23 protein-coding genes are annotated in these 25,112 nt (G+C 54.3%); 8 read left to right on the forward strand and 15 right to left on the reverse strand.

The genetic code is table 11. The features are described 5' to 3' along the window. Positions 1-9 precede the first annotated feature (9 nt). Entirely contained in the window at positions 10-1,284 is a 1,275-nt protein-coding gene (glyA, locus tag WBY09_RS11175) for a serine hydroxymethyltransferase (RefSeq protein ID WP_336232737.1), read from the reverse strand. An 87-nt stretch (positions 1,285-1,371) separates the two neighbouring features. Continuing rightward, positions 1,372-1,815 carry a ribose 5-phosphate isomerase B gene (gene rpiB / locus WBY09_RS11180; RefSeq protein ID WP_008891111.1) on the reverse strand — a complete coding sequence of 148 codons (444 nt, stop codon included), beginning with the start codon at positions 1,813-1,815 and terminating at the stop codon, positions 1,372-1,374. 464 nt (positions 1,816-2,279) lie between these two features. Here rpiB and WBY09_RS11185 point away from each other — a divergent pair, with 464 nt between their 5' ends. Beyond that, entirely contained in the window at positions 2,280-2,699 is a 420-nt protein-coding gene (locus WBY09_RS11185) for a MucR family transcriptional regulator (RefSeq protein ID WP_064781437.1), read from the forward strand. Positions 2,700-2,821: 122 nt separating this feature from the next. On the opposite strand, the gene WBY09_RS11190 is transcribed toward WBY09_RS11185, so the two are convergent. The 10 genes from WBY09_RS11190 to WBY09_RS11235 all read right to left on the reverse strand — a co-directional run bounded on the left by WBY09_RS11190 (position 2,822) and on the right by WBY09_RS11235 (position 12,413). Further along, positions 2,822-3,937, reverse strand: coding sequence for a branched-chain amino acid ABC transporter substrate-binding protein (locus WBY09_RS11190; protein ID WP_008891113.1), 1,116 nt, complete (start codon positions 3,935-3,937; stop codon positions 2,822-2,824). Between the two features lie 206 nt (positions 3,938-4,143). Then, entirely contained in the window at positions 4,144-4,500 is a 357-nt protein-coding gene (locus tag WBY09_RS11195) for a DUF6867 family protein (protein ID WP_008891114.1), read from the reverse strand. Positions 4,501-4,511: 11 nt separating this feature from the next. Next, complete coding sequence (locus WBY09_RS11200; RefSeq protein WP_008891115.1) at positions 4,512-5,222, reverse strand: ABC transporter ATP-binding protein; 711 nt, start codon at positions 5,220-5,222, stop codon at positions 4,512-4,514. 20 nt (positions 5,223-5,242) lie between these two features. Next, positions 5,243-6,097 (reverse strand): ABC transporter ATP-binding protein, encoded by an 855-nt coding sequence (locus WBY09_RS11205; protein ID WP_063089455.1) that lies wholly within the window; start codon positions 6,095-6,097, stop codon positions 5,243-5,245. Beyond that, on the reverse strand, positions 6,094-7,614 hold the full coding sequence (livM, locus tag WBY09_RS11210) for a high-affinity branched-chain amino acid ABC transporter permease LivM (RefSeq protein ID WP_286792478.1): 1,521 nt from the start codon (positions 7,612-7,614) through the stop codon (positions 6,094-6,096). Before livM ends, WBY09_RS11205 begins: the two co-directional genes overlap by 4 nt. Next, positions 7,614-8,537, reverse strand: a complete 924-nt coding sequence (locus WBY09_RS11215) for an ABC transporter permease subunit (RefSeq protein ID WP_008891118.1) — start codon at positions 8,535-8,537, stop codon at positions 7,614-7,616. Before WBY09_RS11215 ends, livM begins: the two co-directional genes overlap by 1 nt. A gap of 352 nt (positions 8,538-8,889) precedes the next feature. Continuing rightward, on the reverse strand, positions 8,890-9,081 hold the full coding sequence (locus WBY09_RS11220) for a DUF6898 family protein (RefSeq protein ID WP_008891119.1): 192 nt from the start codon (positions 9,079-9,081) through the stop codon (positions 8,890-8,892). Positions 9,082-9,204: 123 nt separating this feature from the next. Then, the gene (gene mmsB / locus WBY09_RS11225; protein ID WP_286792477.1) at positions 9,205-10,095 is read right to left on the reverse strand and encodes a 3-hydroxyisobutyrate dehydrogenase; all 891 of its coding nucleotides are present in this window, start codon (positions 10,093-10,095) and stop codon (positions 9,205-9,207) included. A gap of 83 nt (positions 10,096-10,178) precedes the next feature. Next, positions 10,179-11,270, reverse strand: coding sequence for an enoyl-CoA hydratase/isomerase family protein (locus WBY09_RS11230; protein WP_336232739.1), 1,092 nt, complete (start codon positions 11,268-11,270; stop codon positions 10,179-10,181). Positions 11,271-11,273: 3 nt separating this feature from the next. Further along, positions 11,274-12,413: an acyl-CoA dehydrogenase family protein gene (locus WBY09_RS11235; protein WP_336232740.1), complete on the reverse strand. Its 1,140-nt coding sequence runs from the start codon at positions 12,411-12,413 to the stop codon at positions 11,274-11,276. Positions 12,414-12,640: 227 nt separating this feature from the next. Between WBY09_RS11235 and WBY09_RS11240 the strand changes: the two genes are divergently transcribed. The 4 genes from WBY09_RS11240 (at position 12,641) to hemB (ending at position 17,113) form a co-directional block, all read left to right on the forward strand. After that, on the forward strand, positions 12,641-13,927 hold the full coding sequence (locus WBY09_RS11240; RefSeq protein WP_064781443.1) for an O-acetylhomoserine aminocarboxypropyltransferase/cysteine synthase family protein: 1,287 nt from the start codon (positions 12,641-12,643) through the stop codon (positions 13,925-13,927). Positions 13,928-14,059: 132 nt separating this feature from the next. After that, positions 14,060-14,821 carry a DeoR/GlpR family DNA-binding transcription regulator gene (locus WBY09_RS11245; RefSeq protein WP_336232741.1) on the forward strand — a complete coding sequence of 254 codons (762 nt, stop codon included), beginning with the start codon at positions 14,060-14,062 and terminating at the stop codon, positions 14,819-14,821. Between the two features lie 34 nt (positions 14,822-14,855). Then, the gene (locus WBY09_RS11250) at positions 14,856-16,049 is read left to right on the forward strand and encodes an MFS transporter (RefSeq protein WP_336232742.1); all 1,194 of its coding nucleotides are present in this window, start codon (positions 14,856-14,858) and stop codon (positions 16,047-16,049) included. 56 nt (positions 16,050-16,105) lie between these two features. Continuing rightward, positions 16,106-17,113, forward strand: coding sequence for a porphobilinogen synthase (gene hemB / locus WBY09_RS11255; protein ID WP_197147424.1), 1,008 nt, complete (start codon positions 16,106-16,108; stop codon positions 17,111-17,113). A 75-nt stretch (positions 17,114-17,188) separates the two neighbouring features. On the opposite strand, the gene WBY09_RS11260 is transcribed toward hemB, so the two are convergent. Beyond that, positions 17,189-18,160 (reverse strand): HAD-IIA family hydrolase, encoded by a 972-nt coding sequence (locus WBY09_RS11260; protein ID WP_336232743.1) that lies wholly within the window; start codon positions 18,158-18,160, stop codon positions 17,189-17,191. Between the two features lie 479 nt (positions 18,161-18,639). Between WBY09_RS11260 and WBY09_RS11265 the strand changes: the two genes are divergently transcribed. Beyond that, positions 18,640-18,798 (forward strand): DUF1127 domain-containing protein, encoded by a 159-nt coding sequence (locus WBY09_RS11265; protein ID WP_081579314.1) that lies wholly within the window; start codon positions 18,640-18,642, stop codon positions 18,796-18,798. A 107-nt stretch (positions 18,799-18,905) separates the two neighbouring features. Here the strand turns inward: WBY09_RS11265 and WBY09_RS11270 are convergent, their stop codons facing one another. After that, positions 18,906-20,423 (reverse strand): malonate--CoA ligase, encoded by a 1,518-nt coding sequence (locus WBY09_RS11270; protein WP_336232745.1) that lies wholly within the window; start codon positions 20,421-20,423, stop codon positions 18,906-18,908. Positions 20,424-20,581: 158 nt separating this feature from the next. After that, complete coding sequence (locus WBY09_RS11275) at positions 20,582-21,754, reverse strand: type III PLP-dependent enzyme (protein WP_063090104.1); 1,173 nt, start codon at positions 21,752-21,754, stop codon at positions 20,582-20,584. Positions 21,755-22,004: 250 nt separating this feature from the next. Here WBY09_RS11275 and WBY09_RS11280 point away from each other — a divergent pair, with 250 nt between their 5' ends. Beyond that, a complete protein-coding gene (locus WBY09_RS11280) occupies positions 22,005-23,492 on the forward strand; it encodes an aldehyde dehydrogenase family protein (protein WP_336232747.1) in 1,488 nt (495 codons plus the stop codon). Between the two features lie 354 nt (positions 23,493-23,846). Next, positions 23,847-25,067, forward strand: coding sequence for a threonine ammonia-lyase (locus WBY09_RS11285; RefSeq protein WP_064781451.1), 1,221 nt, complete (start codon positions 23,847-23,849; stop codon positions 25,065-25,067). Positions 25,068-25,112 lie beyond the last annotated feature (45 nt).

Consider the following 25,112-nt stretch of genomic DNA (forward strand, 5'->3'; position numbering starts at 1 on the left):
TCAAATCGATCAGGAATAGATCGGGAAACGCTTGCAGAGGTCTTCAACCTTCGCACGGACGGCGGCCTCGACTTCGGCATTGCCTTCCGGGTTGTCGACCATGGCATCCAGAACGTCACCAATCAGCACACCGATCTGCTGGAATTCGGCAACACCGAAACCACGCGTGGTACCAGCCGGCGTACCAAGACGCACACCAGACGTAATGGTCGGCTTTTCGGTGTCAAACGGAATACCGTTTTTGTTACACGTGATGCCTGCACGTTCCAGTGCGACTTCCGCCGTGTTGCCTTTCAGGCCCTTCGGACGCAGGTCCACCAGCATCAGGTGCGTATCGGTACCACCGGTCACGATGTCAAAGCCACGTTTCACGAGAACTTCGGCAAGTGCCTTGGCGTTATCAACAACCTGCTGGGCATATGCCTTGAATTCCGGACGCAGCGCTTCGCCAAAGGCAACAGCCTTGGCCGCAATAACATGCATCAGCGGACCGCCCTGCAGACCCGGGAAGACGGCGGAATTGATCTTTTTGCCGATCTCGAGATTGTTTGACAGGATCATGCCGCCACGCGGACCACGAAGGGTTTTGTGCGTGGTGGTGGTCACGACATCGGCATAAGGAAGCGGGCTCGGATGAACGCCGCCGGCAACCAGGCCAGCAAAGTGCGCCATATCAACCATCAGAAGCGCTCCAACCTTGTCAGCGATTTCGCGAAAACGCTTGAAATCGATCTGACGCGGAATGGCCGAACCACCGGCAATGATCAGGGCCGGTTTGTGTTCAACAGCAAGGGCTTCGACCTGATCGTAATCAAGGGTCAGGTCGTCTTCACGAACACCGTACTGAACCGCGTTGAACCACTTGCCCGACAGTGCCGGACGCGCACCGTGGGTCAGGTGGCCACCAGCATCAAGCGACATACCCAGAATGGTGTCGCCCGGCTTGCAAAGGGCCAGCATCACCGCACCGTTTGCCTGCGCACCGGAATGGGGCTGAACGTTGACAAACTCGCAGCCGAAGATTTCCTTGGCGCGATCAATTGCCAGCTGTTCGGCAACGTCAACATATTCACAACCACCATAATAACGGCGCGAAGGATAACCTTCGGCGTATTTGTTGGTCAGGACAGTGCCCTGTGCCTCGATAACCGCTTTGGAAACAATATTTTCCGAAGCAATCATCTCGATCTGGTTCTGCTGACGATCAAGCTCGTCGGTGACAGATTTGTACAGTGCCGGATCAGCTTCGGCCAAGCTGGTGGTGAAAAAGCCTTTGAACGACATGCGGGGGCCTCTTTCGATGCGATGTGACGGGTAACGATTCCTGTGGAACCGCCTGCCCGTTCCGGTTGATGCCAGATGGCGAGAAAATCAGACGGAGCAGGACATTTTTGCGACGCGACCTTCATGACGACCGCCTTCGAATTCGGTCGACAAGAAGGTATCAACGCAATCAAGTGCCGTGGCTTCACCAATCAGGCGGGCACCAAGGCAAAGAACATTTGCGTTGTTATGTTGACGGCAAAGTTCCGTGGAAAGACGGTCATGAACCAGCGCTGCGCGGATTTGCGGATAGCGGTTGGCTGCCATGCTCATACCGATGCCAGATCCACAGACGAGAATACCCGCCTCGGCCTTGCCATCGATAAGGGCCTTGGCCACTGCCTGCGCATAATCGGGGTAATCAACAGAAGCCGAACCATCTGTGCCCAGATCAAGCACTTCAATCCCGCGCTTTTTCAAGGTTTCAGCAATGGTTGATTTCAGCTCCACACCACCGTGGTCGGAGGCAATCGCGAGGGTTTTGACGGTCATAGGCGTGCCTTTATTCAAAAGCAAAAGTTAAAATTTGAGCGCCTTGTAGCATATAGCGTCGGGGCTGCCAACGCGCAGCTCATGCAAAACAGCAAGTTTTCCAAACAGAACTGACGCAGTAAAACCGTTATGGTTCAAACGCTCCGTATATTGAACACATATGTCAGCTTTAACGCCGTCAACAAGGTCCATGCAGGTATCAGAATGCCGCCATGGCCGTAAAGTACGATCCAGCCATATAAACAGTATTATTGCGCAATCTGTTTGGTTGTATTTCCTGTGCGACCTGAAATTTAAGAGGGTTTAATCATCGCCGCCAAAGCATAAACTTTAATATAACACCCCTATAAACCAAAACAGGGTCTATTAAACAAATAACCTTGTGTTTTTCTGTGGTTTGACTATACCGATTGAATAGTGCATTAAGTTTAATGTGATTTATCAAATGAAGGATTACTTCAATTATGGCTGAAACCGAGAACAGCGTGCTTAATCGCGACGAACTTTTACAGATGACCGTCGACATTGTATCTGCCTATGTCAGCAACAATGCGCTTGCCGCGGCACAGATTCCGGAACTGATTTCGACTGTCTTTGCTTCTCTTGATGATATACACGGTGTTGAAAAAGAACCGGAACAGGAACCGTTGAAACCGGCTGTTCCGATCAAAAAATCTATTGGCGATGATTATATTGTCTGCCTCGAAGACGGCAAAAAGCTGAAAATGCTCAAACGTCACCTGCGCACGACCTATAACCTCACCCCGGAAGAATACCGTGCGAAATGGGGCCTGCCGGCAGATTACCCGATGGTCGCACCGAATTACGCCAAGCAGCGTTCGCAGTTTGCCAAGAAGATCGGTTTGGGTCGCAAGGCGAAATAACGCCTTCCCCAGTCAAATACCGAAAGAAAAAACGCCGCCCTCATTCAGGGCGGCGTTTTTCGTATCCGACTGCAATAGTCGGGTCAGTCCAGCTTTAGGCCGGACTGACCGTTTGCAGTTGATCACGGATTCTGGATAGCACCGTCGGTGTACTGACCGTCTTTCCAGGTGTAGATCCAGTAACCCGGAGCATCGACGTCGCCTTTGGCGTCAAACGAGATTTCGCCAAGAACGGTGTCGAATTTCTCGGAATGCAGGGCATCTACAACCGGCTCGAAGTCGGTCGAGCCAGCTTTGTTGGCAGCCTGTGCCCAAGCCTGGATCGCACCATAGGTGAACAGGGTGTAACCTTCCGGCTTGTAACCGATTTCGTCGAAGTATTTGACGAGGTCGGCGTTACGCGGATCGGTTTCAATTGCAGGCGATGCGGTGAAGATGGTGCCTTCGCCGGAATCACCGGTAATTGCCCAATATTCAAGGGTGTTGATCGCGTCACCAGACATGACCATGGTGTCCATGCCCTGTGCGCGCATCTGACGAACGATCAGACCGAGTTCGGTGTGGTAACCACCATAATACAGAACTTCGATGCCTTCGGATTTCAGCTTGGTCACCAGAGCCGAGTAGTCTTTCTCAGCCGGGGTGATTGCTTCGTAAAGGGCTTCGGTTACGCCGTTCGCATTGAGGTTTTTCTTGGTTTCGTCAGCCAGACCTTTGGAATAAGCCTGTTTGTCGTGAACGATGGCGATTTTCTTGTCGCCATAGTTTGCAGCCAGGTATTTACCAGCAACTTCACCCTGCTGATCGTCACGACCGCAAACACGGAACACGTTGTCCATGTCACGTTCGGTCAGCTGCGGGTTGGTCGAAGCCGGGGAAATCTGGATGATGCCCTCTTCGAAGTAAACTTCCGAAGCCGGGATCGAGGAACCAGAGCAGAAGTGACCAGCAACAAGTGCAACGTCTTTGCTAACCAACTGGTTGGCAACAGCAACAGCCTGTTTCGGATCGCAAGCGTCATCGCCGATTTCGAGGACGAGCATTTCGCCGTTCACGCCACCAGCTGCGTTGATGTCAGCAACTGCTTTCTCTGCACCCTGGGTCATCTGTTCGCCAAATGCAGCATACGGACCGGTCATCGGACCAACGGTCGCAACAACGATGTCAGCTTTTGCTACACCCATTGAAAGAACAAGCGCGGAAGCAGTGGCAAGAAGGCCGAGCTTGGTTTTCGACATAAGAGAAGTCTCCCTGTTCCAAAGGTTGATTCCATCACCATGACAGAATCATCTTTTTGGATCTGAAACCGGCCCGTGTTTATCGCCGATTACCGGTTTCAGTTCCCTCGCACCATAGCGCTCCGTATTCGGGGCGCATGAGTACAAACCAGATGATTGCCCGTTATCGGGCAACCATGCGGGGACGCGTTACGTCCCCGCAAATATCAGCGAACATCAGCACCTTCGCGGGCGCGATACGCAAACGGACCAACCCGTTCATACAGCCACGGATATTGCGACAGCATCTTGTTCACCTGCGTCAGGCGGAAAGCCGCGAAGGTGATCGCAAACAGGATTACCGTATCAAAAATGTAGCCGGAAAGTGAAAGAAGCTCACCTTCAAACAGGGCAAAAACCATGAAGCGGTCAACGCAACCAAGCAGCAGTGCATAAGGCACAAGCTGCCAGGCCGGACGCCAGGTGTTTGCGATGGCCTGACCGGTCATGAAACCGCAGAACCCCATCAGGATGATGGTCATTCCGATTGTGACACCAATGCTGGTACCCGTAATCGCTTCCATCTCAGAACTCCCTAGTGGCCACCCTCGAGGTAGGCTGCGCGGACTTCCGGGTTTGCCAGAAGTTCCGCACCCGTCCCCGAGAGCGTGATATTGCCATTGACCATCACATATCCACGATGAGCCAGTTTAAGCGCATGGAATGCGTTCTGCTCAACGAGGAAGACCGTCATCTTTTTCTCGCGGTTGATCTTCTCAACCGTTTCGAAAATCTGCTTCACGATCAGTGGCGCCAGACCAAGTGACGGCTCATCAAGCAGAAGAAGACGCGGACGGCCCATAAGCGCACGGCCAATCGCCAACATCTGCTGTTCACCACCAGACATCGTGCCGGCACGCTGGTTGATGCGTTCCTTCAGACGCGGGAACAGATCAAACACCATTTCGATATCCGAATTGAAATATTTCGGATCCTGGGTGATCGCGCCCATCTGAAGGTTTTCATAAACCGACATGCGCGGGAAAATACGACGCCCTTCCGGGGACTGCTGAATACCAAGCTGGCAGATCTCATGCATTGGCATGCGACTGATATCCTGGCCTTCAAACAGAATGCGCCCCTTGCTGGCCTGCGGCGAACCGCAGCAGGTCATAAGCAACGTGGTTTTGCCGGCACCGTTGGCACCGATCAGGGTGACGATTTCACCTTCATTGACTTCCATATCAATGCCCTTGAGGGCTTCGATATTGCCATAGAAGGTATGAACACCTTCGATTTTAAGCATGGACATATCGATGGACTCCCTCACTGCGCTTTCGGATCAAGATGAAGGTCGGCAGCAACTTCCGGCGGAAGCTCGTCATCCTCTTCTTCGCCAAGATAGGCGCGGATAACAGCCGGATCATTCTTGACGGCTTCTGGATTGCCATCAGCAATCTTCTTACCGTAATCAAGAACGATCACATGGTCGGAAATCTGCATGACAACGCTCATATCATGCTCGATCAGAAGGCAGCCAACGCCCTGATCATCACGGATGCTCTGCAACAGAACGTTCAGTTCCGCCGACTCACGCGGGTTAAGGCCCGCAGCCGGTTCGTCCAGACAAAGCAGTGACGGGTCGGTGCACATGGCACGTGCGATTTCCAGGCGACGCTGGGAACCATATGGCAGATTACCGGCATTCCAGTCAGCCTGCGCATACAGACCAACCTTCTCCAACCAGAACTCCGCCTTTTCGACCGCTTCCTTTTCCGCCTTGGCATATTTGCCAAGGTTGAACAAACCGGCAAGAGAGAACGCAGAGGCCTCCATCAACCGGTTATGCTGGGCAACGATCAGGTTTTCCAGAACCGTCATCCCGGTAAACAGGCGGATGTTCTGGAACGTGCGGGCAACACCTTTGTTACGTGGAATGCGGAACCCTTCGGTCCGTTCCAGCAACCGCGGGCCATCGTCGGCATGAAGGGTCAGGCGACCCTCGGTCGGAACGTAGAACCCGGTCAGGCAGTTAAACACAGTGGTTTTCCCTGCCCCGTTCGGGCCGATGATGGCTGTAATTTCACGCTTGTTGGCATTGAAAGACAGATCATCAATCGCGACCAGACCACCGAAACGCATGGTCAGATGTTCGACTTCAAGCAGTTTGTTGTCGGTCATTTGACTTCTCCGGCAACTTTTTCTTTCTGGCTCATATTGAGCAGAATGGTCGGATCACGGAAGGACAACAGACCGCGCGGACGCCAGAGCATGATGGCAACAATACCTGCCCCGAAGATCAGCATGCGATATTCGGCCAGTTCACGGAACATTTCCGGGAAACCGATCATCACAATTGCCGCCAACACGACGCCGATCTGGCTGCCCATGCCGCCCAAAACCACAATCGCAAGAATCACAGCCGATTCAAGGAAGGTGAAGCTTTCCGGGCTGATAAAGCCCTGACGGGTTGCAAAGAACGCGCCGGCAAAGCCACCAAACATCGCGCCGATGGCAAATGCCGACAGCTTGGTGTTGGTCGGGTTGATGCCAAGCGAACGGCAGGCGATCTCGTCTTCACGCAACGCTTCCCAGGCACGACCGATCGGCAGTTTGCGCAGACGCAGGGTCACGAAGTTCGTCACCAGCGCCAGCACAAGGATCAGGTAGTACAGGAAGATCAGGCGATGCATGGACGAGTATTCCATGCCGAACAGCTCGTTAAAGCCAATCGCCCCGTCCGGAACACGCCGCGAGAAATCGGCCATACCAAAGAAGCTCGGACGTTCAATTGACGAAATCCCGTCCGGACCACCGGTAAGGTCATACCAGTTGATCAGAACAACGCGGATAATCTCACCGAAACCAAGGGTCACGATCGCAAGATAATCACCGCGCAGACGCAGAACCGGGAAGCCAAGGATAATCCCGAAGCTTGCCGCAAAGATACCGGCCAGCGGCAGGCACAGCCAGAAGCTCAGATCGAAGTTCTGTGACAGCAATGCATAGGAGTAAGCCCCGACCGCATAGAACGCCACATAGCCCAGATCCAGAAGACCTGCCAGACCAACCACAATGTTCAGGCCCCACCCCAGCATGATGTAAATCATCACAAGGGTCGCAAGGTCGATTGCGGAACGGTCTTCGCCAAAGATGAACGGGAAAATGATAAAGAAGATAATCCCGATCATACCGATTTTCTTGGTGTTCGAACGATACGCCAACTGGATTTTGGACGACAGTTTGGCGCTTTCATCGACATCAGCCGCGGTCTTGTCTTTCATCGTGAAATAGGCCGTGGCAAAAATGATCGCCACAAACGCGATACCGACGATGGTGCTGACCACACTGCCAAACGCCATATCAAGAACCACCGGCGAAACCCAACGGTCGTCAAGTTCGCGGAAACGTACGAACATTTCAAAAACGGCAACGGCAGAAAGCGTAATCAGAACGGCCTGGCCGAGACGTGAAATGTTCTCGCGGCGGAAAATCAGGCCAAGACGCCCGATCACAGTCGCCCCGATTGCAATCAGGACAAGATCCCAACGCACAGCCAGTTCCAGACCGGTCGGACGGTCAACCGTCTCGACACCAAGGAGCATGACCGACATCAACAGCGCGATCACGGCAAAGAACGCAAGTTCCTTGACCACTTCCGAGCCATTGGTACGAGAAGAAGCAAATGCAGCAGACATCAGACTTTCTCCACCTCCGGCTTGCCGAGCAGACCCCACGGACGGAAGATCAGCACAAGAACCAGAATGCCAAACGTTGCGACATCCTTGTATTCAATCGTGAGATAACCCGACCAGAAGGCCTCGATCAGGCCGATAAGAAGACCGCCAAGCATTGCGCCCGGCAAAGATCCGATACCGCCAAGAACGGCTGCGGTGAACGCCTTAACACCGGCAAGGAAGCCGATATAGAAGTCGATCACGCCGTAATACAACGTCACCATCATTCCCGCGACCGATGCCAGGGCAGCCCCCATGACAAACGTGGTCGAGATGGTGCGGTCAACGTTAACACCCAGAAGGCCTGCCATCGTACGGTCCTGCTCACAGGCACGCTGTGCGCGGCCCAGGGACGTTTTGGCAATCAGCAGCGAGAAGACAACCATCAGCACAAATGTCAGAACGATAATCACGATCTGCATATAGCTAAGCTGAACGTCGAAATTCGCGCTTTCCATCAGGGTAATGCCGCCCTCAACAAGCGGCTGCATCGGTTTCACGCGCGCGCCCTGCGAAATCTGAACGAAGTTCTGCAGGAAAATGGACATCCCGATGGCAGAAATCAAAGCTGCCAGACGGAATGAGCCGCGCAGCGGCCGATATGCCACTCGTTCCACGCCCCAACCATAGACAGAGGTCAGAACCATTGAAACGAACAGCATCAAAAGAAGGGTAAGAGGTAGAATTCCACTGATACCGGCAGCCTGACAGATCAGGAAGGTAATCAGGGAATGGAACGCACCGATCATATAGATCTCACCGTGCGCAAAGTTGATCATGCCAATAATGCCATAAACCATCGTGTAACCGATGGCGATCAGACCATAAATGGCCCCCAGCGTCAGACCATTGATCAATTGTTGTAGGAAATAAGCCCAATCCATTGCACAACCTTAGATTTGGCACAGACATACAAGGACTTCGCCAGATCAGCAGAAGGTATCAATTCACACACAGATGTAATGATTGGATGAGACACTGTCTCCCCATAGCCCCCTGGCAAACCCGCAAAGCCTCCGTCTTATTGTTATCGGGTAACCCCCGGTTTTAACCCTCTATGCCGGTCATTCTTTTTGCGACCATTACATAAAGAGCGCGATTAGAGCGAGGACATTAGACACACGATTTCAAACCCTGCAAGCCGCTTTGACATTTTAGTGAAAATCACCAAAACAGGATTTGAAATTGGCATAAAACACTGACTTCGAAAGTCACCCACGCTTTATATTGTATAAATTATCCCTTTTTGAGAACGTATTCAAGTTTTTGTGCAGCAACGCGCTTCAGTTGTTCCGGATTCCGGCTGACAGGTCCGGCAACAGTCACTTCCACGCCAGTTTTGCCGTCAATGGCCGTACACCGCAGATAGGTGCCGACTTGCCGAAGCTCAAAATAAATCTCGTTCGAGGTGTTATAGCGTGAGGTCATTGATGCACTGCTGTTATCAAAAATGGACTTGTCTATTGTGCTCCCATTTTCAGACAACGCAACATATAACAAAACGGGCCCGGAAATCCGGACCCGCTCGTTTGGTACCGCTTCTGGGTACTTCTATTTGTCGCCATCCAGCATTTTAACGATGGCCGAAAAGTCCATGCCACCATTGCCGCCATTTGAATAAAGCGCATAAAGGCTTTCGGCCAACGCCCCCATCGGGGTTGTTGCACCAGATGCCGCTGATGCCTGCTGGGCAAGCTTCAAGTCCTTCAGCATCATATCCACCGCAAAGCCCGGCTGATAATCGCGGTTGGCCGGGGACGTCGGAACCGGCCCCGGGACCGGGCAATAACTTGTCAAAGCCCAGCACTGACCTGATGCCTTTGAAGACACCTCAAACAGCTTCTGGGCATCCAGGCCAAGGCGCTTTGCCAACATGAAGGCCTCGGAAACCGCAATCATGCTGACACCAAGCACCATGTTGTTGCAAATCTTTGCCGCCTGCCCGGCACCGCTGTCACCGGCATGGATGATATTGCTGCCCATGCCCGCCAAAATGGGTTGTGCACTGGCAAAGTCCGCCTCAGATCCACCAACCATGAATGTCAGCGTACCTGCCGCCGCACCGGCCGTCCCGCCAGAGATCGGGGCATCAACAACACCAAGACCCGCCGCACGGGCCAGTTCGGCTGCCTTGCGGGCCGAGTCCACATCAATTGTCGAACTGTCGATCAGAACGGTGCCCGGCTTGGCATGTGCAATGACACCGTCCGGTCCATCATAAACGCCCAGCACGTGCTTGCCCGCGGGCAAAACAGTGACAACAAATTCGACATCACTGCCCGCTGCGCCGACCGATGCCGCCTTTGAGGCACCGGCCTCCACGGCCTTTGCCACCGCATCTGCCGACAGATCAAAGACCTTGACCGCATGTCCAGCCTTCACAAGGTTGGCCGCCATCGGGCCGCCCATATTGCCCAGACCGATAAAACCGATATTCGCCATTTGAAGTCTCCTCTGACACCCTATCTGGGTGTTTTGTTCTGATTTATGGTGATCTGGCAGGGTGATGTTCCCAGCCCAATAGTCTAAAGATTAAGCTCTTTGTCTTTTGGCAGCTTTTCGAAATATTCCGCCACTTCGCGTGGATCGACCTGACCGATATCGCCATGCTGCCATTTCGGCGCGTGATCCTTATCAACAATCACCGCCCGCACACCTTCAAACAGATCCGGCTTGCACACCATGCGCTGCGACATTCGGTATTCCATGTTCAGGACTTCTGCCAACGACATATCACTGCCCTGACGGATTTGCTCGAAACTGACGCAAAGGGATGTCGGCGATTTGCCCAGCAACGTCTCAAGGGTCTCTGTGCCAAATGCACTGGCCGCATTCCGCAAGGCTTCAAAGATCGCCGCGACACTGTCGCCAGCAAAGCAATGATCGATCTCGCTACGAATTTCTGAAAGTGGCGCTGAACCGAACGGCGTTTCATGCTTGTTGAGGATATCCTCGGCAGTCGCAAAGCCATCACCGTCCCACGCCGCACTTGCCAGCGCATTCTTGATGGCATCCAGTTTCGCACTTTCCGCCCCATGGGTTGCAAGTCCGGCATAAAGGCAATCTGCGGCCTTGATCCGCGCCCCAGTCAAACCAAGATACATCCCGATTTTGCCAGGACACCGTGGCAGGAAATAGCCGCCGCCCACATCCGGGAAAAATCCAATGCCGGTTTCAGGCATGGCAAACAACGTCCGTTCGGTCACGACCCGGAACCGGCCATGGATTGAAACCCCGACACCACCGCCCATGGTGATCCCATCAATCAGCGCGATATAGGGCTTTGGATAGGTCGCGATATAATGGTTTAGGTGATATTCCCGACGATAAAACGCATCAAGCATCTCTTCGTCATCAACTTTGCGGGCATCATAAAGGCCGCGGATATCACCACCCGCGCAGAATGCCTTCTCCCCCATCCCTTCAATGATGACGACTTTCACCGAAGGATCCTGTTCCCAGGATTTCAGCTGCGCCAGCATCATATCGACCATCACCAGATCAAGCGCGTTTAGCGCCTTGGAACGGTTCAACAGGATACGCCCAACCGGCCCGTCCTGCGAAAACAGAACCGGTGCGTCTGCGGTCTCAGTCGGCGAATTTGAAACTGTGCTCATAACCTAGTCTTTCAGGGCTGCACGCGCGATGATCAGGCGCATGATTTCATTGGTACCTTCAAGGATCTGGTGCACGCGCAAGTCACGCAAAAGCCGCTCGATGGGGTATTCGCGAATATAACCATATCCGCCATGAAGCTGCAGTGCTTCGTTACAGACATTAAAGCCGACATCGGTCGCAAACCGTTTGGCCATCGCACAGAATTGCGTGGCATCATCGGTTTTGTGATCCAGCTTCCATGCCCCTTTATGAAGCATCAGCCGGGCGGCTTCGAGTTCGGTCACCATATCAGCAAATTTGAACTGCAATGCCTGAAACTGATCAAGGCTTTTGCCAAATTGTTTGCGGACTTTCATGTGTTCACGGGCATGTTCCATTGCCGCACGCGCACCACCGATCGAACAGGCCGCGATATTTAACCGCCCACCATCAAGGCCCTTCATGGCGAATTTGAAACCTTCGCCCTCGTCACCCAGACGGTTTTCGACCGGCACCTTGCAATTACTAAAGATAACGGCTGCGGTCGGCTGACTGTTCCAGCCCATTTTTTCTTCAAGCTTGCCAAAGGATAGCCCCTCGGCATCCTTTGGCACGATAAAGGTGGATATGCCTTTCGGGCTGTCATCGCCCGTGCGCGCCATGACGACATAGATATCGCTGCGCGACCCGCCGGAAATAAACGCCTTCTCGCCATTCAGGATATAATGATCGCCATCGCGTTCGGCCCTGGTGCGAAGAGACCCGGCATCCGATCCTGCCCCCGGCTCGGTCAGGCAATAACTCGCGAAATGCTCCATCGTGACCAGCTTGGGCAGATATTTCGCACGTTGCGCATCATCGCCAAACGTATCGATCATCCAGCAGGCCATATTATGGATCGAAATATAGGCCGCTGTTGACGGGCAAGCTGCCGCAAGCTCTTCGAAAATAACAGCCGCATCAAGCCGCCCAAGCCCTGTGCCACCATGCTCCTCACCGGTATAGATCGCGGCAAAGCCAAGTTCGGCTGCCTTGCGCAGGGTTTCTTCGGGAAATGTATGATTGGCATCCCAGTCGCCCGCATATGGCGCCATTTCATTCTGCGCGAAATCACGCGCAGCTTGGGCAAATGCCTGCTGATCTTCAGACAGGTTGAATTCCATTGGATCGCCGCCTCTTTTGATTTTCTATTTTCCCTTTACGTAAACGTGAAATCTGCTGCTTGTCAATTCATTCGGTATAATCGTACCGAATTATCACAATTCTCATCCTGAACGCCCCTCACGTGCATAGCACTCTGGCATTTCGCCAAATCTTCCTTGCGAATACAGGGCCGCTGCGCATACCCTCCTCGCCTCAGGAATCACAATAAATCAGGGAAACAGTCATCATGTCTTCGACCAAGCCGGAAACAATTGTCCTTCATGCAGGCTATCGCGCCGAACCGACAACCGGTTCTGTCGCCGTCCCGCTCTATCAAACCACCAGTTATCAGTTCCGTGACACCCAGCATGCCGCAGACCTTTTTGCGCTTAAGGAACTGGGCAACATCTATACCCGCCTGATGAACCCGACCAATGATGTGCTTGAACAACGCGTGGCGGCCCTTGATGGCGGTGCTGCGGCGGTCGCACTGGCATCGGGCCAGGCGGCCTCGACCTTTGCGGTGCTGAACATCGCGCAGGCGGGTGACAACATCGTCAGTTCTACCGATCTTTATGGTGGCACCTGGAACCTGTTTGCCAACACCTTCAAGCAAATGGGCATCGAAGTCCGCTTTGCCGATCCGGCCGATCCGGAAAACTTCCGTCGCCTTGCCGATGACAAGACGCGTGCGTTCTATGCCGAAACCCTGCCCAACCCGAAACTGCAGGTCTTCCCGATCCGCGAGGTTGCCGATATCGGGGATGATTTGGGTATTCCGTTGATTGTCGATAACACCGCCGCCCCGGTGATCTGTAAACCGATCGACCACGGCGCCAGCATCGTCATGTATTCGACCACCAAATTCATCGCCGGGCATGGCACCTCGGTTGGCGGCATCGTTGTTGATTCGGGCAAGTTTGATTGGGAAAAACACGCCAAACGCTTCCCGCTTCTGAACGAACCGGATCCGAGCTATCACGGTGCTGTCTGGACCGAGGCTGTCAAACCGATCGGACCGGTGGCATACGCGATCAAACTGCGCTGCACGTTGCTGCGTGATGTTGGTGCGGCGGCATCGCCGTTCAATTCCTTCCAAACCATTCAGGGCATGGAAACCTTGCCGCTTCGGATGGAACGCCATTGCGAAAACGCCCTTAAGGTTGCCGACTTCCTGGCATCCCACCCGAAAGTCACCAAGGTCATCCATCCCAGCAAACAGGATGGCGAAGCCCGCCGTCGTGCCGACAAATACCTCAAGGGTGGTCTGGGCTCTTTGATGGGCTTTGAACTGGCGGGCGGCAAAGATGCCGGCGAGAAATTCATCAACTCGCTGGAGCTGTTCTACCACGTGGCCAATATCGGTGACACGCGGTCGCTTGCCATTCACCCGGCCACCACGACTCACAGCCAGCTCTCAGAAGAAGATCGCCTGTCATCGGGTGTGACTGATGGCTATGTCCGCCTGTCGATTGGCATCGAACATATTGATGACATTCTGGCGGATTTGACCCAGGCGCTTGATAAAGCCTGATAAACCGCCAAAGATTGCTTTACGGACAAACCGGTCAGACCTTCGTCTGGCCGGTTTTTCTATTGACGCTTTTCCATGTCCGGGCTAACCCATATCGGCAATACATGCACAACATGCAAAACAGGCATACCGATGTCGAGCGTTTCAAGCCGTCAGGACGAAATCCAGAAACTTCTGCGCAGTCAGGGCACGGTTCATATCCACGATCTGGCCGCCCTGTTTCACGCATCCCTTGATACGATCCGGCGTGATCTGCGCCAGATGGAGGAAGATGGTTATTTACGCCGCATTCATGGGGGTGCGGTCCTGCCCAATTTGGCACAGGAAAGTTACGCGGAACGGGCGCAGGAACTTCAACCCGAACGGACTGCGATTGCCCAAAAGGCCGCACGCGAATTGATCCCCGATGATTGCGTGGCATTTTTCGATAGCGGCACAACCGTTTGTGAAGTTGCACGCAACCTCAAACCTTCCTTTCGCGGCACGGTGATTACAGTCAATCCGATGATCGCGGTCGAGCTCGCCAGTCATCCGAATGCCGAAGTCATCATGTTGGGCGGCACGCTTCGCAAAACAGATATGGTGGTGTGCGGCCCGACGACCCTTGATCAGCTTAGAAACTTTAATGCCGATATCGCACTGCTTGGCACCTGCGCGCTTCACCCGGAGGCAGGCCTTTCGACCAGCAGCACCGAAGAACGCGCCACCAAGGCGGCCATGATCGCCCAATCGGCCGAAGTCATTGCCATCACCACCGCCGACAAACTTGAAACCAGCCTACCGCACCGGGTCTGCGACATTGATGCGATTTCCCATCTCGTCACCGGGCGCAAACTTTCAACCGGCTATCTTGCCAATTACACCCGGCGTGGTTTGAACGTCATTCAGGCCTGATCGCCTTCCCTCGCCTTGCGGAGAAACTCGTTAAATGCAAACCCACGCCACTGCCCATAACCGGGTGCGCGCCATCTTCTTTTTACATGGTGCCGCTTTTTCAAGTTGGGTGCCGCATATCCCACTGGTGCAGGAACGTCTTGGCCTTGGCCATGACGAACTTGGTGGCATTTTGCTGGCGGCGGCCATCGGGGTGCTTGCCGTGATGCCGATCGCCGGAAGACTGGCAGACCGGTTTGGCAGCGAACGCGTGGTGCGTTATTCGGGGCTGTTTTATTTCATCGCGGTTGGCGTGCCTGCCTTCATGCCCGATTATCTCAGCATTTCGATCGCGATGTTCGCCCTGGGCTTTTCCGGTGCCTTTCTGGATGTCGCGATGAATGCCAATGGCCTGCAGGTCGAGCGCGTCAAGGGCCGCAGCATCATGTCCGGGTTACATGGTTTCTGGAGTCTCGGTGGCTTTGTCGGCGCAGGGATTGCCGCCGCCTGGTTCGCCCTGCCCGTTGGCAATGAATTCCATCTGCCAATCGTTCTCTCGCTGTTTCTGATCGCGCACATCATCGCACAAGCGGGCCTTCTGTCGGATCAGGCGGCAACGGAACATCTGTCTGGCCCGAAGGATGCCAGCCAAACCACAGCCGCAAAGACCAAGGATCGCAATCTGTTCCTGATGCTGTTGCCGTTCGGGGTCTGCGCCTTTATCGGCCAATTCGGTGAAGGTGTCCTGACCGACTGGGCGACGGTGTTTATGAATTCCGAACTGTCGTCCGGCCCGACATTGGCCGCCGTCGGCTTTGCCATCTATTCCTTTGCCATGGCCGCCACCCGCTTGTCCGGTGATGCACTGGTCACCCGGTATGGTCGCGTGCCGGTATTGCTGACAAGTTCGGTGCTGGCATCCCTTGGCACCCTTGTTTTGACCTTGTCTCCCAATATCGTCATCGCCTGGATCGGCTGCGGGATTGCCGGCATGGGGCTTGCGGTGATTCTGCCGCTGTTGCTGTCTGCGGCGTCCCAGACAACGGGCAAAGGTGGTGGTGCGGTTGTTTCGATCATTGCCGCAACCGGCTATTCCGCCATCATGGCCGGGCCACCGGTGATCGGTGCCATTGGTGAAGCCCTCGGGCTGGTCACGGCCTTTGCCCTGACATCGGCATTCCTGGCCATGATTATCCCGGTTTACCTGTTAACCATGCGCAGGCGTTTGCAAATTGCGGCCAATGGTTGATCAACGGCGCAATCTGTCCCATAAATTGCCCAGCCTCACATTATAGAGAACAGATCATGGTCAACAAATTCGCCTATGGCACCTTCCCCAGCACCCGGCAGCGCCGCAACCGCATGACCGACTGGTCGCGCCGCATGGTCGCGGAAACGCGGTTGACCTCCCATGATCTGATCCTGCCTGTCTTTGTCATTGACGGCAAAAACGAACGCACCCCGATCCCGTCCATGCCCGGCGTTGAACGCCAGTCGGTCGATATCTTGGTTGAAACCGCCAAACATGCCGAAAAGCTCGGCATTCCGGCCCTTGCCCTGTTTCCCTATATCGATGCCAGCCTGAAAACCAAGGACGCCCGCGAAGCCTATAACCCCGACAACGTCGTGTGCCGCGCGGTCAAGGCGATCAAGGACGCCTGCCCCAATCTGGGCGTGATCACAGACGTCGCGCTGGATCCTTTCAACGCCGACGGACAGGACGGCATTGTTGTCGACGGCCAAATCCTCAATGACGAAACGACCGAGGCCCTTGTCCGTCAGGCCCTTGTTCAGGCGCAGGCAGGCTGTGACGTGGTTGCACCGTCCGACATGATGGATGGTCGCATCGGTGCGATCCGCAAGATTCTTGAGGAAGCAAACCTCAAAAACGTTCAGATCATGGCCTATTCGGCCAAGTACGCATCCGCCTTCTATGGTCCGTTCCGTGATGCGATTGGTTCAGCCAGTGCGCTTGGCAAGGCCGACAAGAAAACCTATCAGCTTGATCCGGCCAACAGTGATGAGGCGATGCGCGAAGTCGCCTATGACCTTGATGAAGGTGCAGACTCGGTCATCGTCAAACCGGGCCTGCCTTATCTTGATGTGCTTTATCGCGTCAAACAGGAATTTGGCGTTCCGGTCTTTGCCTATCAGGTCTCTGGTGAATACGCGATGATGCGTGCGGCCGGTCAGAATGGCTGGCTTGATTATATCGGCTGCGCGATTGAAACCCTGTCCTGCTTCAAGCGCGCCGGGGCATCCGGTGTTCTGACTTATAGCGCGATTGAAGTTGCCGAGGCACTGGAAAGCTGATCTCCCCGCCACCACGACAAGCAATAAAAAAGGGCCTCAATCGAGGCCCTTTTGTTTTGGGAGGCGAACATCAAATCATGCGGACTTCGCCGCAATGCCATCCGCATCATCTTCAATGCCATGGCCAATCGCCCGCGCGCAAAAATGCGGGCGCAGGCCGGACCGGGCAAATACGCCTTCGATATCCTGCCCATCAAGGAACCCGCCCTGATGGACCAAAAGGGTTTTGATGCCCGACGCCAATCCACCCAGCACATCGGTATGCACCGTATCGCCAACCATCAGCACACGGCTGCGATCAACACCGGGATGGCGTTTCAGGACTTCCTCGAACACGTGGTGATATGGTTTGCCAACGCATTGCGGCATGACACCGGATGCATCCCCCGCCAGATGCGCGAAATAGCCCGACTCAACTGACAGGAAATCACCCATCGGCGCACAGATATCGGGATTCCCCACCAGAACCGGCCGCGGATTATCCTTAAGGCTCTGCTCCAGAAGGGCTTGCTGGGTATCGGTCCAACTGTCTGAATCGATCAACAGGAAACCACCAACCGCATCGTAAAGCGCAGGATCACTGCCAAGCGGCTCGACCCGACCGGGCAGAATATCAAACGGCCAGTCGGTCGGCGCCATTGCCCCCCAATGGGTGATGTCGGCATATTCGCCCATCAGCGGGGCAACAAACTGCTGGCTGCTGATCAGGCTGTTATTGTCGAAATCAAAACCGCGCTTGCGATGACGCGCCAGAATGGCCTCGCCCGAGCTTGAGGCATCATTGGTAACAACCGCGATCTTCTTGCCCATTTCCTGCAAGGTCGCGACCGTCTTGACCGCACCGGGAATGGCACTTTGCCCGCTATTTAGCACACCAAAGGCATCAAACACGATCAGATCAAACTGATCGGCAATCGCCAGAAGGTTGTCGACATAATCGGTTGCTGCCGGAACGGCATCGGGCGTGACCTTTGGCAGACGCGGTGCATAGCGCAAATAGGCATCCAGGGCCTGCGCAAAATCCAGTTGCAACCGATTGGCACTCATCGTCATTTCTCCCACACGAACGGCACGTTATTAAAATTCTGGCGTATTCAAACCGATTAGCGCGTTAATTACACCCAAAATTATTCGCAACACCACAAACGCGGATAATCAACCAGAACACATCACGCAACTTCATTACCCATGCACCACACGCATGGCAATAAATAGTATCAAACCTGCGTCCGCCATCCACTTTAGAACAGTTAACGAGAGATTTCAGGGATTTCTGCGCTTTTCAATCCGCTGACATGCAAAAAACGCATTGGATTATATCCGCAATCACCCTTAGATTGCCTTCACGAAATGAATAGGACGTATCGACTGATGAATGCGCCACCAAGCAGTTGATCATTCGATACATCCCATGCAAACCGACACGTCAAACCAGCTAACTATTCCTGTGCGGAATATCTCGGTGAGAACATGCCGGTTAACTGAACAGACGCCGAATAATCGGCCGGTTTGAAATAGGTGATGAAATGATCGTAACCAAGATTTTTGCTTTCCTTCGCGCTCTGCGCGTTCAGTACCAGACCCAGACTGCGCTGCGTAAGCTTGACCCGCGCGAACTGGCAGACATCGGTCTGAACCGCGACATGATCGATGATGTAGCACACCGTGTTGCTTTCGGTCGCTAAGCCACGACCGTAGCGTCCATGAGGAAGACCCCGACAGTATCTGTCGGGGTTTTTCTTTGTCCGGATTTTGGGATGGCCGCGAAAAGATCCGCTTTGCCTGCATCGTCTTAGTTGGCAAACAGGGCCTTGTGCTCTTCACGCAGGACATTCTTCTGCACCTTGCCCATCGCATTACGCGGCAGTTCATCGACAAAGAACACACGCTTGGGCACCTTGAAGTTGGCAAGCTCCGACTTGATCGCACCAATCACGCCCTCCTCGCTTAAGCCACCTTTTACTTCCGGCACGATCACGGCTACAACCGCCTCGCCAAAGTCGGGATGTTGAACGCCAATCACGGCACTTTCAACAACGCCCTCCATCTTGTCGATCAGGGTTTCGATTTCCTTGGGATAAACGTTAAACCCGCCGGAAATCACCAGATCCTTTGCGCGCCCGACAATATGGACATATCCCTTGGCATCGATCTTGGCGATATCGCCGGTGATAAAGAACCCGTCTTTGCGGAACTCCTCGGCGGTTTTTTCGGGCATCTGCCAGTAACCGGCAAAAACGTTCGGCCCGCGTGCTTCCAGCACGCCAATCTCATCCGTCGCCAGAACATTGCCGTCTTCATCACACACGCGTACTTCGACGTCTGGCAATGCCGGGCCGACGGTGTGAACGATACGTTCGCCATTGAGCGGATTGGATGTCGCCATGCCCATTTCCGTCATGCCATAGCGCTCCAAAAGCGCCTTTCCTGTTCGTTCCTTGAAGGCGGTAAATGTCTCTGGCAAAAGCGGCGCAGACCCGGAAATGAACAGACGCATGTTTGCGGTGACATCCTTGGTGAAATCATCGCCCGACAACAGACGCACATAGAACGTCGGAACGCCCATCATCACCGTACTGCGCGGCAAAAGCGCCATCACCTGGTCACGATCAAATTTCGGCAGGAAAAACATCTTCGATCCCGACAGCATCACACAATGACACGCAATGAAAAGCCCGTGGGTATGGAAGATCGGCAAGGCATGAAGCAGGGTATCGTCACCCTTAAAGCCCCAAAGCTTTTCAAGCGTTGATGCGTTCGACCACAGGTTCATCTGGGTCATCATCGCACCCTTGGGCTTGCCCGTTGTGCCCGACGTATAAAGAATGGCCGCCAATTCATCGTCTTCGCACGCGACCGGCGCAAAGTCAGATGCTTGCGATGCCGCCCCGTCCATAAGGCTGCCCTCAGACTGCATGCCCAGTGTCAGAACATGCGCAACGCCCTGCTCGTCCGCGATGGCCTTGACCTCATCTTCGCGATGGGGCTGACAAACAAAGATCACCGGCGACGCGTTATCCATGAAATAGGCAAGCTCGCCCGCCTGATACGCGGTATTCAGCGGCAAATAAACAAGGCCCGCACGAATGCAGCCAAGATAAAGAAACAGTGCTTCGGGGGATTTATCGACCTGAACGGCAACTCTGTCGCCCTTTTTCGCACCAAGCGACGTCAGAAGACCGGCGATCCGTGCCGATGCTGTGTTGGCATCGCCATAGCTATAGGTCTTGCCATCAGGCGTCTCAATCAGAACTGAAGACAGATCGGCCGGAAACCGGTCGCGGATGCGCATGAAAAGGCTGTTGGTCACTGTACTGCTTCCCCGAGAATTCGTTTTGACCGGCAGGTTTCCCCTGCCGGTCTTTTCTGCGGGCAGCATAGTGCAACCAACCATTATAGGTAAACAAGTACCTTTTTACCGCAATGATCGATTTTGTCTGTCGATCAGACTGTTTTTGCCTTGCGGCGCTAGTCCAGCGCAACCGACGGGAACTCCCCGTCGATATACGGGAACGCTTCACTGACCGTCACCTGCACCTCGGGATGGAAGCCGTTGAAATGGGTGGCCAGCGCATTGCTATATGCCCCGATGTGACCAAACTCGATCCAGTCGCCTTCGCGGATATCGGCGGGCAAGGTCACGGTCGCCGGCAAGACATCCATATTGTCACAGGTCGGCCCATAGATGGTGAATTCCAGCGTTTCTTCCGGATCGAAATCACCCTCAATGCGCAGCGGACGCACCGGATAACGCAATTGCCCGGTCACGGTTTCCGACAGGCTGCCGTAAACACCGTCATTGATGAACAGCGTATCTTCCTTGCGCAAGTGAACCTGCGTGATCAGGGAAATACCGCTCGATACCAGCGCCCTGCCCGGTTCGCACATATAGGTCGTATCGGGCATATCAAGCCAACGTATACAATCCTTGATCTCGTCCATGAACTCTTCAAGGCTGGCACCGCGCTGGTTCATATACTGGCCGGGGAAACCGCCACCAACATCGATATGCTTGACCTTCACACCGGAAAAATCAACGACCTGACGGATAAGCTCGACAGCGATCCGATACCCGGTCGGTGTCGTGCATTGCGACCCGACATGGAAACACAAGCCCGCATGGTAACCATATTCATCAACCTTTTTCAGAAGCTCGGCCGCCACCATCGGGCGGGCACCAAACTTGGCTGACAGGTTATAGGTCGCACCGGCGGGCGGCGTTGCAAGGCGCACATGGATCACCAGGTTCGTGTCACCCTCGGTTTCCTCGCGGATTTTCTCAAGCTCTTCGGCGGTATCAATCACATAGTGATCAATCCCGAATACCCGATAGGCATTGCGGATGGCATCGCGGCTTTTGACCGGATGCATGAAATAGGCCTTCATCCCCGGGAATTGGCGCCGCACGATAGAGATTTCCTCAGGCGAAGCGGTATCAAAATGACGCACCCCGCCTTCGTGAAGATATCGCATGACCTCCGGATGCGGATTGCATTTCACCGCATACAGGACGTCTCCCGGGAACATTTCGACAAAGCGCTGCGCTGTTTCTCGAAGAATATTGGGTCTAAGGCAATACACCGGATAGGAAGGCTTAAGTTCCTTAACAACATCGAACGTCGTATCGAAATGACGTGGCACAATATACTCCATCGTTTACCAATATCAGGCGCCCAGACACGTACCGCCGCCGGGCTGGCCTTTGAGTTAGGGTAACAGCCCTCTTGCCGCCTGTCATGCGACTTGCATGTGCACCACACCGATTAGGGTACTAATTGCGCTTGATATTGCATCGCCCTGTCGATAATTTGGTAAACCAATACCAAATAACCAATATCGTGCGCCCCGCGCGGTTTACCGCAGATGCACGCCAACCCACAGGGAGCCTGAAATGCCCATCGATCCGATCCTTGATCCATCCGTTCTGGCCAAGGAGCTGTCCGGTTATCATCTGATCAACGGTAAACTTGTCGCCCCGAAAAACGGCAAGACCTTTGATGTTCTTAATCCTGCCACGGGCAAGGTCATCGGTCAGGCTGCCGACGGTGACGCCGACGATGTCGCGATTGCGGTTGCAGCCGCCAAGGCCGCCCAGAAAGATTGGGCCGAACGCCCTGCGCGTGAACGCGGCAAGCTGTTGGCGGAATGCGGTCGTATCCTGATGTCCCATGCCGAGGAATTGGGACGTCTGGTCGCCCTTGAATCGGGCAAGGCCCTTCGCACCGAAAGCCGGGTCGAGGCATCGGTTCTGGCCGACATGTTCGTCTTTTTCGGCGGACTTGCGTCAGAGCTTAAAGGTGAAACAGTTCCGTTCAATCCGAACATGATGACCCTAACCACGCGTGAGGCTGTTGGCGTTGTCGGTGCGATCATTCCGTGGAACGTTCCGATGATGCTGATGGCGATCAAGGTCGCCCCGGCACTGGTTGCCGGCAACGCAGTCGTCGTCAAATCCGCCGAAGACACCCCGCTTGCGGTTCTGCGCGTGTGTCAGATCATGCAGGAAGTTCTTCCGGCTGGCGTCTTTAACATCCTGTCGGGCTTTGGTCCGTCTTGCGGTGGCCCGCTGGTCGAACACAAGGATGTCAAAAAGGTTTCCTTCACCGGATCGGTTGAAACCGGCCGCACGGTGTATCGCGCCGCTGCCGAAAAACTCATTCCGGTCACCCTTGAACTGGGTGGCAAATCCCCGATGATCGTCATGGGTGATGCCGACCTTGATAAGGCGATTGCCGGTGCGATTGGCGGCATGCGTTTTACCCGTCAGGGGCAAAGCTGCACGGCGGCGTCACGCATGCTGGTGCATGAAAGCCTGCATGATGAATTCGTCAAACGCCTGATTGATAAGGTCAACACCCTTAAAATGGGTGATCCGCTGGATGAAGAAACCGACATCGGCACGATCATCAACCGCAAACAGTTCGACAAGGTCTGTGGCTATATCGAAGTCGGTGAAAAAGAGGGTGCGACCAAGAATGAACTAAGCGCCCTTCCCACTGACAGCACCCTTTCCGATGGCCTGTTTGTCCGTCCGGTGATCTTCACCAATGTCGATCCGAACGCGCGGATTGCCCGTGAAGAAATCTTTGGTCCTGTTGCCTGTGTGTTCAAGTTCAAAACCTTTGAAGAGGCCCTTGAACTTGCCAATGACAGCGACTTTGGCCTGGCTGCGACCGTATGGACGACGGATCTTAAAACCGCTCTTGTCGCCACCAAGCGCCTCGAAGCCGGTTTCGTTCAGGTCAACCAGAACCTTGTTGTCCAGCCGAACCTGTCTTATGGCGGCATCAAGCTTTCCGGTCTGGGTAAGGAAGCATCGCTTGAAAGCATGCTCGAACACTTCACCTACAAGAAGACCATTATCCTGAACATGGAATAACCTGTCTGTCGCTTGAAACGATTGACCACAAGAAACCGGGTTGCACGTGACGCAACCCGGTTTTTCTTTTCCGGTGCTTGACCTTGCGCGCGCAATCCGCAAAGGTGCGTTTCTCAAACACATCGAAACCCGGAAAGTACATGGCTATGTCTGCAGCTACTGACATCCTCGCATCACACTCTTGCCCGCCTCTTCGTGCCGGTGTGATCGCCATGATTATGGGTATTTCCGACCTGCGAATGTGATCCCTGTCATCTGCGGATGACAGGACCGGTTTAATACCGCTATTCACGCCATAAAATATTACTATAGCCATCGCATCAGATTGCGGATGGCCGCAGGAGTACGGAAATCATGACTGTTTCCTATCACGATATTGTTCGCGCCTCGGGCCTGCTCGAAGGCATTGTTGCGAAAACACCACTGGTAAAATCATTAACGCTTTCAAACATTTGCCAGGCCGATGTTTATCTGAAACTTGAAAATCAGCAATATACCGCGTCTTTCAAGGAACGTGGCGCCTATGTCAAACTGGCAAGCCTGACTCCGGAAGAACGCGAAAAAGGTGTTATCGCCGTATCGGCTGGCAACCACGCACAGGGTGTTGCCTATAACGCCAAACGACTTGGCATTCCGGCCACCATCGTGATGCCCAAAAACACCCCCTACACCAAGGTCCACCATACGCGCTCGCATGGTGCCGAAGTCGTTTTGACCGGCAACGTCTTTGCCGAAAGCCTTGAGGCCGCCGGCCGCATCCAGCAAGAACGCGGTCTGACCTTCGTCCATCCGTTTGATGATCCGCATATCATCGCAGGCCAGGGCACTGTCGGGCTCGAGATCCTTGATGAAAACAAAGACATCGATACGGTTGTCGTACCGATCGGCGGTGGCGGTCTGGCATCGGGCGTTGTCACCGCGATCAAGTCGCGCCGCCCCGACATCGAAGTGATCGGGGTTGAGACCAAGCTTTACCCGTCCATGTATGAAGGCATACATGGCAAAGAATTCACCGGCGGTGGCGTCACCATTGCCGAAGGCATCGCTGTCAAACAGCCCGGCGGCCTGACGCTTGAAATCTGTAAAGAAAAGCTCGATGACGTCGTTCTGGTCGAAGAAAGCTCGATCGAACGCTCCATCCAGATGATGATCGAGATCGAGAAAAGCGTTGTCGAAGGTGCCGGTGCCGCTCCGCTTGCCGCCCTGCTTGATCACCCGGATCGCTTCAAGGGCAAGAAAGTCTGCCTGATTATCAGTGGTGGGAACATTGACACCCGCCTGCTGGCCCAAGTCCTGATGCGCGGCATGGCCCGTGAAGGCCGCCTTGTTCGTGTCCGGATCGAAATTCCGGATGTGCCGGGCGCACTATCCACGATCAGTGCATTGATCGGCGAAGAAGACGCCAACATCATTGAAGTCTATCACCAGCGCCATTTCTATGACGTGCCGGCAAAACAGACAGATGTCGACATGGTGCTTGAAGTACGCGACACCCAGCATGGGCAACAGGTGATCGACCGCCTGATCAAGGAAGGATTCGGTGGCCGCCTGCTTGGCAACACGTCCCTCGACTAAGGCCGCCCCCTGCATCTGAAAACGACAAAGGGCCGTTGGTGTTTC

This window comes from Thalassospira sp. CH_XMU1458, assembly GCF_037027205.1.
In the GTDB taxonomy this organism is placed as follows: domain Bacteria; phylum Pseudomonadota; class Alphaproteobacteria; order Rhodospirillales; family Thalassospiraceae; genus Thalassospira; species Thalassospira tepidiphila.

Coding starts and splice junctions, on each gene's coding strand:
- glyA (WP_336232737.1), bottom strand. CDS start 1,284: ATGTCGTTCAAAGGCTTTTTCACCACCAGCTTGGCCGAAGCTGATCCG.
- rpiB (WP_008891111.1), bottom strand. CDS start 1,815: ATGACCGTCAAAACCCTCGCGATTGCCTCCGACCACGGTGGTGTGGAG.
- WBY09_RS11185 (WP_064781437.1), top strand. CDS start 2,280: ATGGCTGAAACCGAGAACAGCGTGCTTAATCGCGACGAACTTTTACAG.
- WBY09_RS11190 (WP_008891113.1), bottom strand. CDS start 3,937: ATGTCGAAAACCAAGCTCGGCCTTCTTGCCACTGCTTCCGCGCTTGTT.
- WBY09_RS11195 (WP_008891114.1), bottom strand. CDS start 4,500: ATGGAAGCGATTACGGGTACCAGCATTGGTGTCACAATCGGAATGACC.
- WBY09_RS11200 (WP_008891115.1), bottom strand. CDS start 5,222: ATGCTTAAAATCGAAGGTGTTCATACCTTCTATGGCAATATCGAAGCC.
- WBY09_RS11205 (WP_063089455.1), bottom strand. CDS start 6,097: ATGACCGACAACAAACTGCTTGAAGTCGAACATCTGACCATGCGTTTC.
- livM (WP_286792478.1), bottom strand. CDS start 7,614: ATGTCTGCTGCATTTGCTTCTTCTCGTACCAATGGCTCGGAAGTGGTC.
- WBY09_RS11215 (WP_008891118.1), bottom strand. CDS start 8,537: ATGGATTGGGCTTATTTCCTACAACAATTGATCAATGGTCTGACGCTG.
- WBY09_RS11220 (WP_008891119.1), bottom strand. CDS start 9,081: ATGACCTCACGCTATAACACCTCGAACGAGATTTATTTTGAGCTTCGG.
- mmsB (WP_286792477.1), bottom strand. CDS start 10,095: ATGGCGAATATCGGTTTTATCGGTCTGGGCAATATGGGCGGCCCGATG.
- WBY09_RS11230 (WP_336232739.1), bottom strand. CDS start 11,270: ATGAGCACAGTTTCAAATTCGCCGACTGAGACCGCAGACGCACCGGTT.
- WBY09_RS11235 (WP_336232740.1), bottom strand. CDS start 12,413: ATGGAATTCAACCTGTCTGAAGATCAGCAGGCATTTGCCCAAGCTGCG.
- WBY09_RS11240 (WP_064781443.1), top strand. CDS start 12,641: ATGTCTTCGACCAAGCCGGAAACAATTGTCCTTCATGCAGGCTATCGC.
- WBY09_RS11245 (WP_336232741.1), top strand. CDS start 14,060: ATGTCGAGCGTTTCAAGCCGTCAGGACGAAATCCAGAAACTTCTGCGC.
- WBY09_RS11250 (WP_336232742.1), top strand. CDS start 14,856: ATGCAAACCCACGCCACTGCCCATAACCGGGTGCGCGCCATCTTCTTT.
- hemB (WP_197147424.1), top strand. CDS start 16,106: ATGGTCAACAAATTCGCCTATGGCACCTTCCCCAGCACCCGGCAGCGC.
- WBY09_RS11260 (WP_336232743.1), bottom strand. CDS start 18,160: ATGAGTGCCAATCGGTTGCAACTGGATTTTGCGCAGGCCCTGGATGCC.
- WBY09_RS11265 (WP_081579314.1), top strand. CDS start 18,640: ATGATCGTAACCAAGATTTTTGCTTTCCTTCGCGCTCTGCGCGTTCAG.
- WBY09_RS11280 (WP_336232747.1), top strand. CDS start 22,005: ATGCCCATCGATCCGATCCTTGATCCATCCGTTCTGGCCAAGGAGCTG.
- WBY09_RS11285 (WP_064781451.1), top strand. CDS start 23,847: ATGACTGTTTCCTATCACGATATTGTTCGCGCCTCGGGCCTGCTCGAA.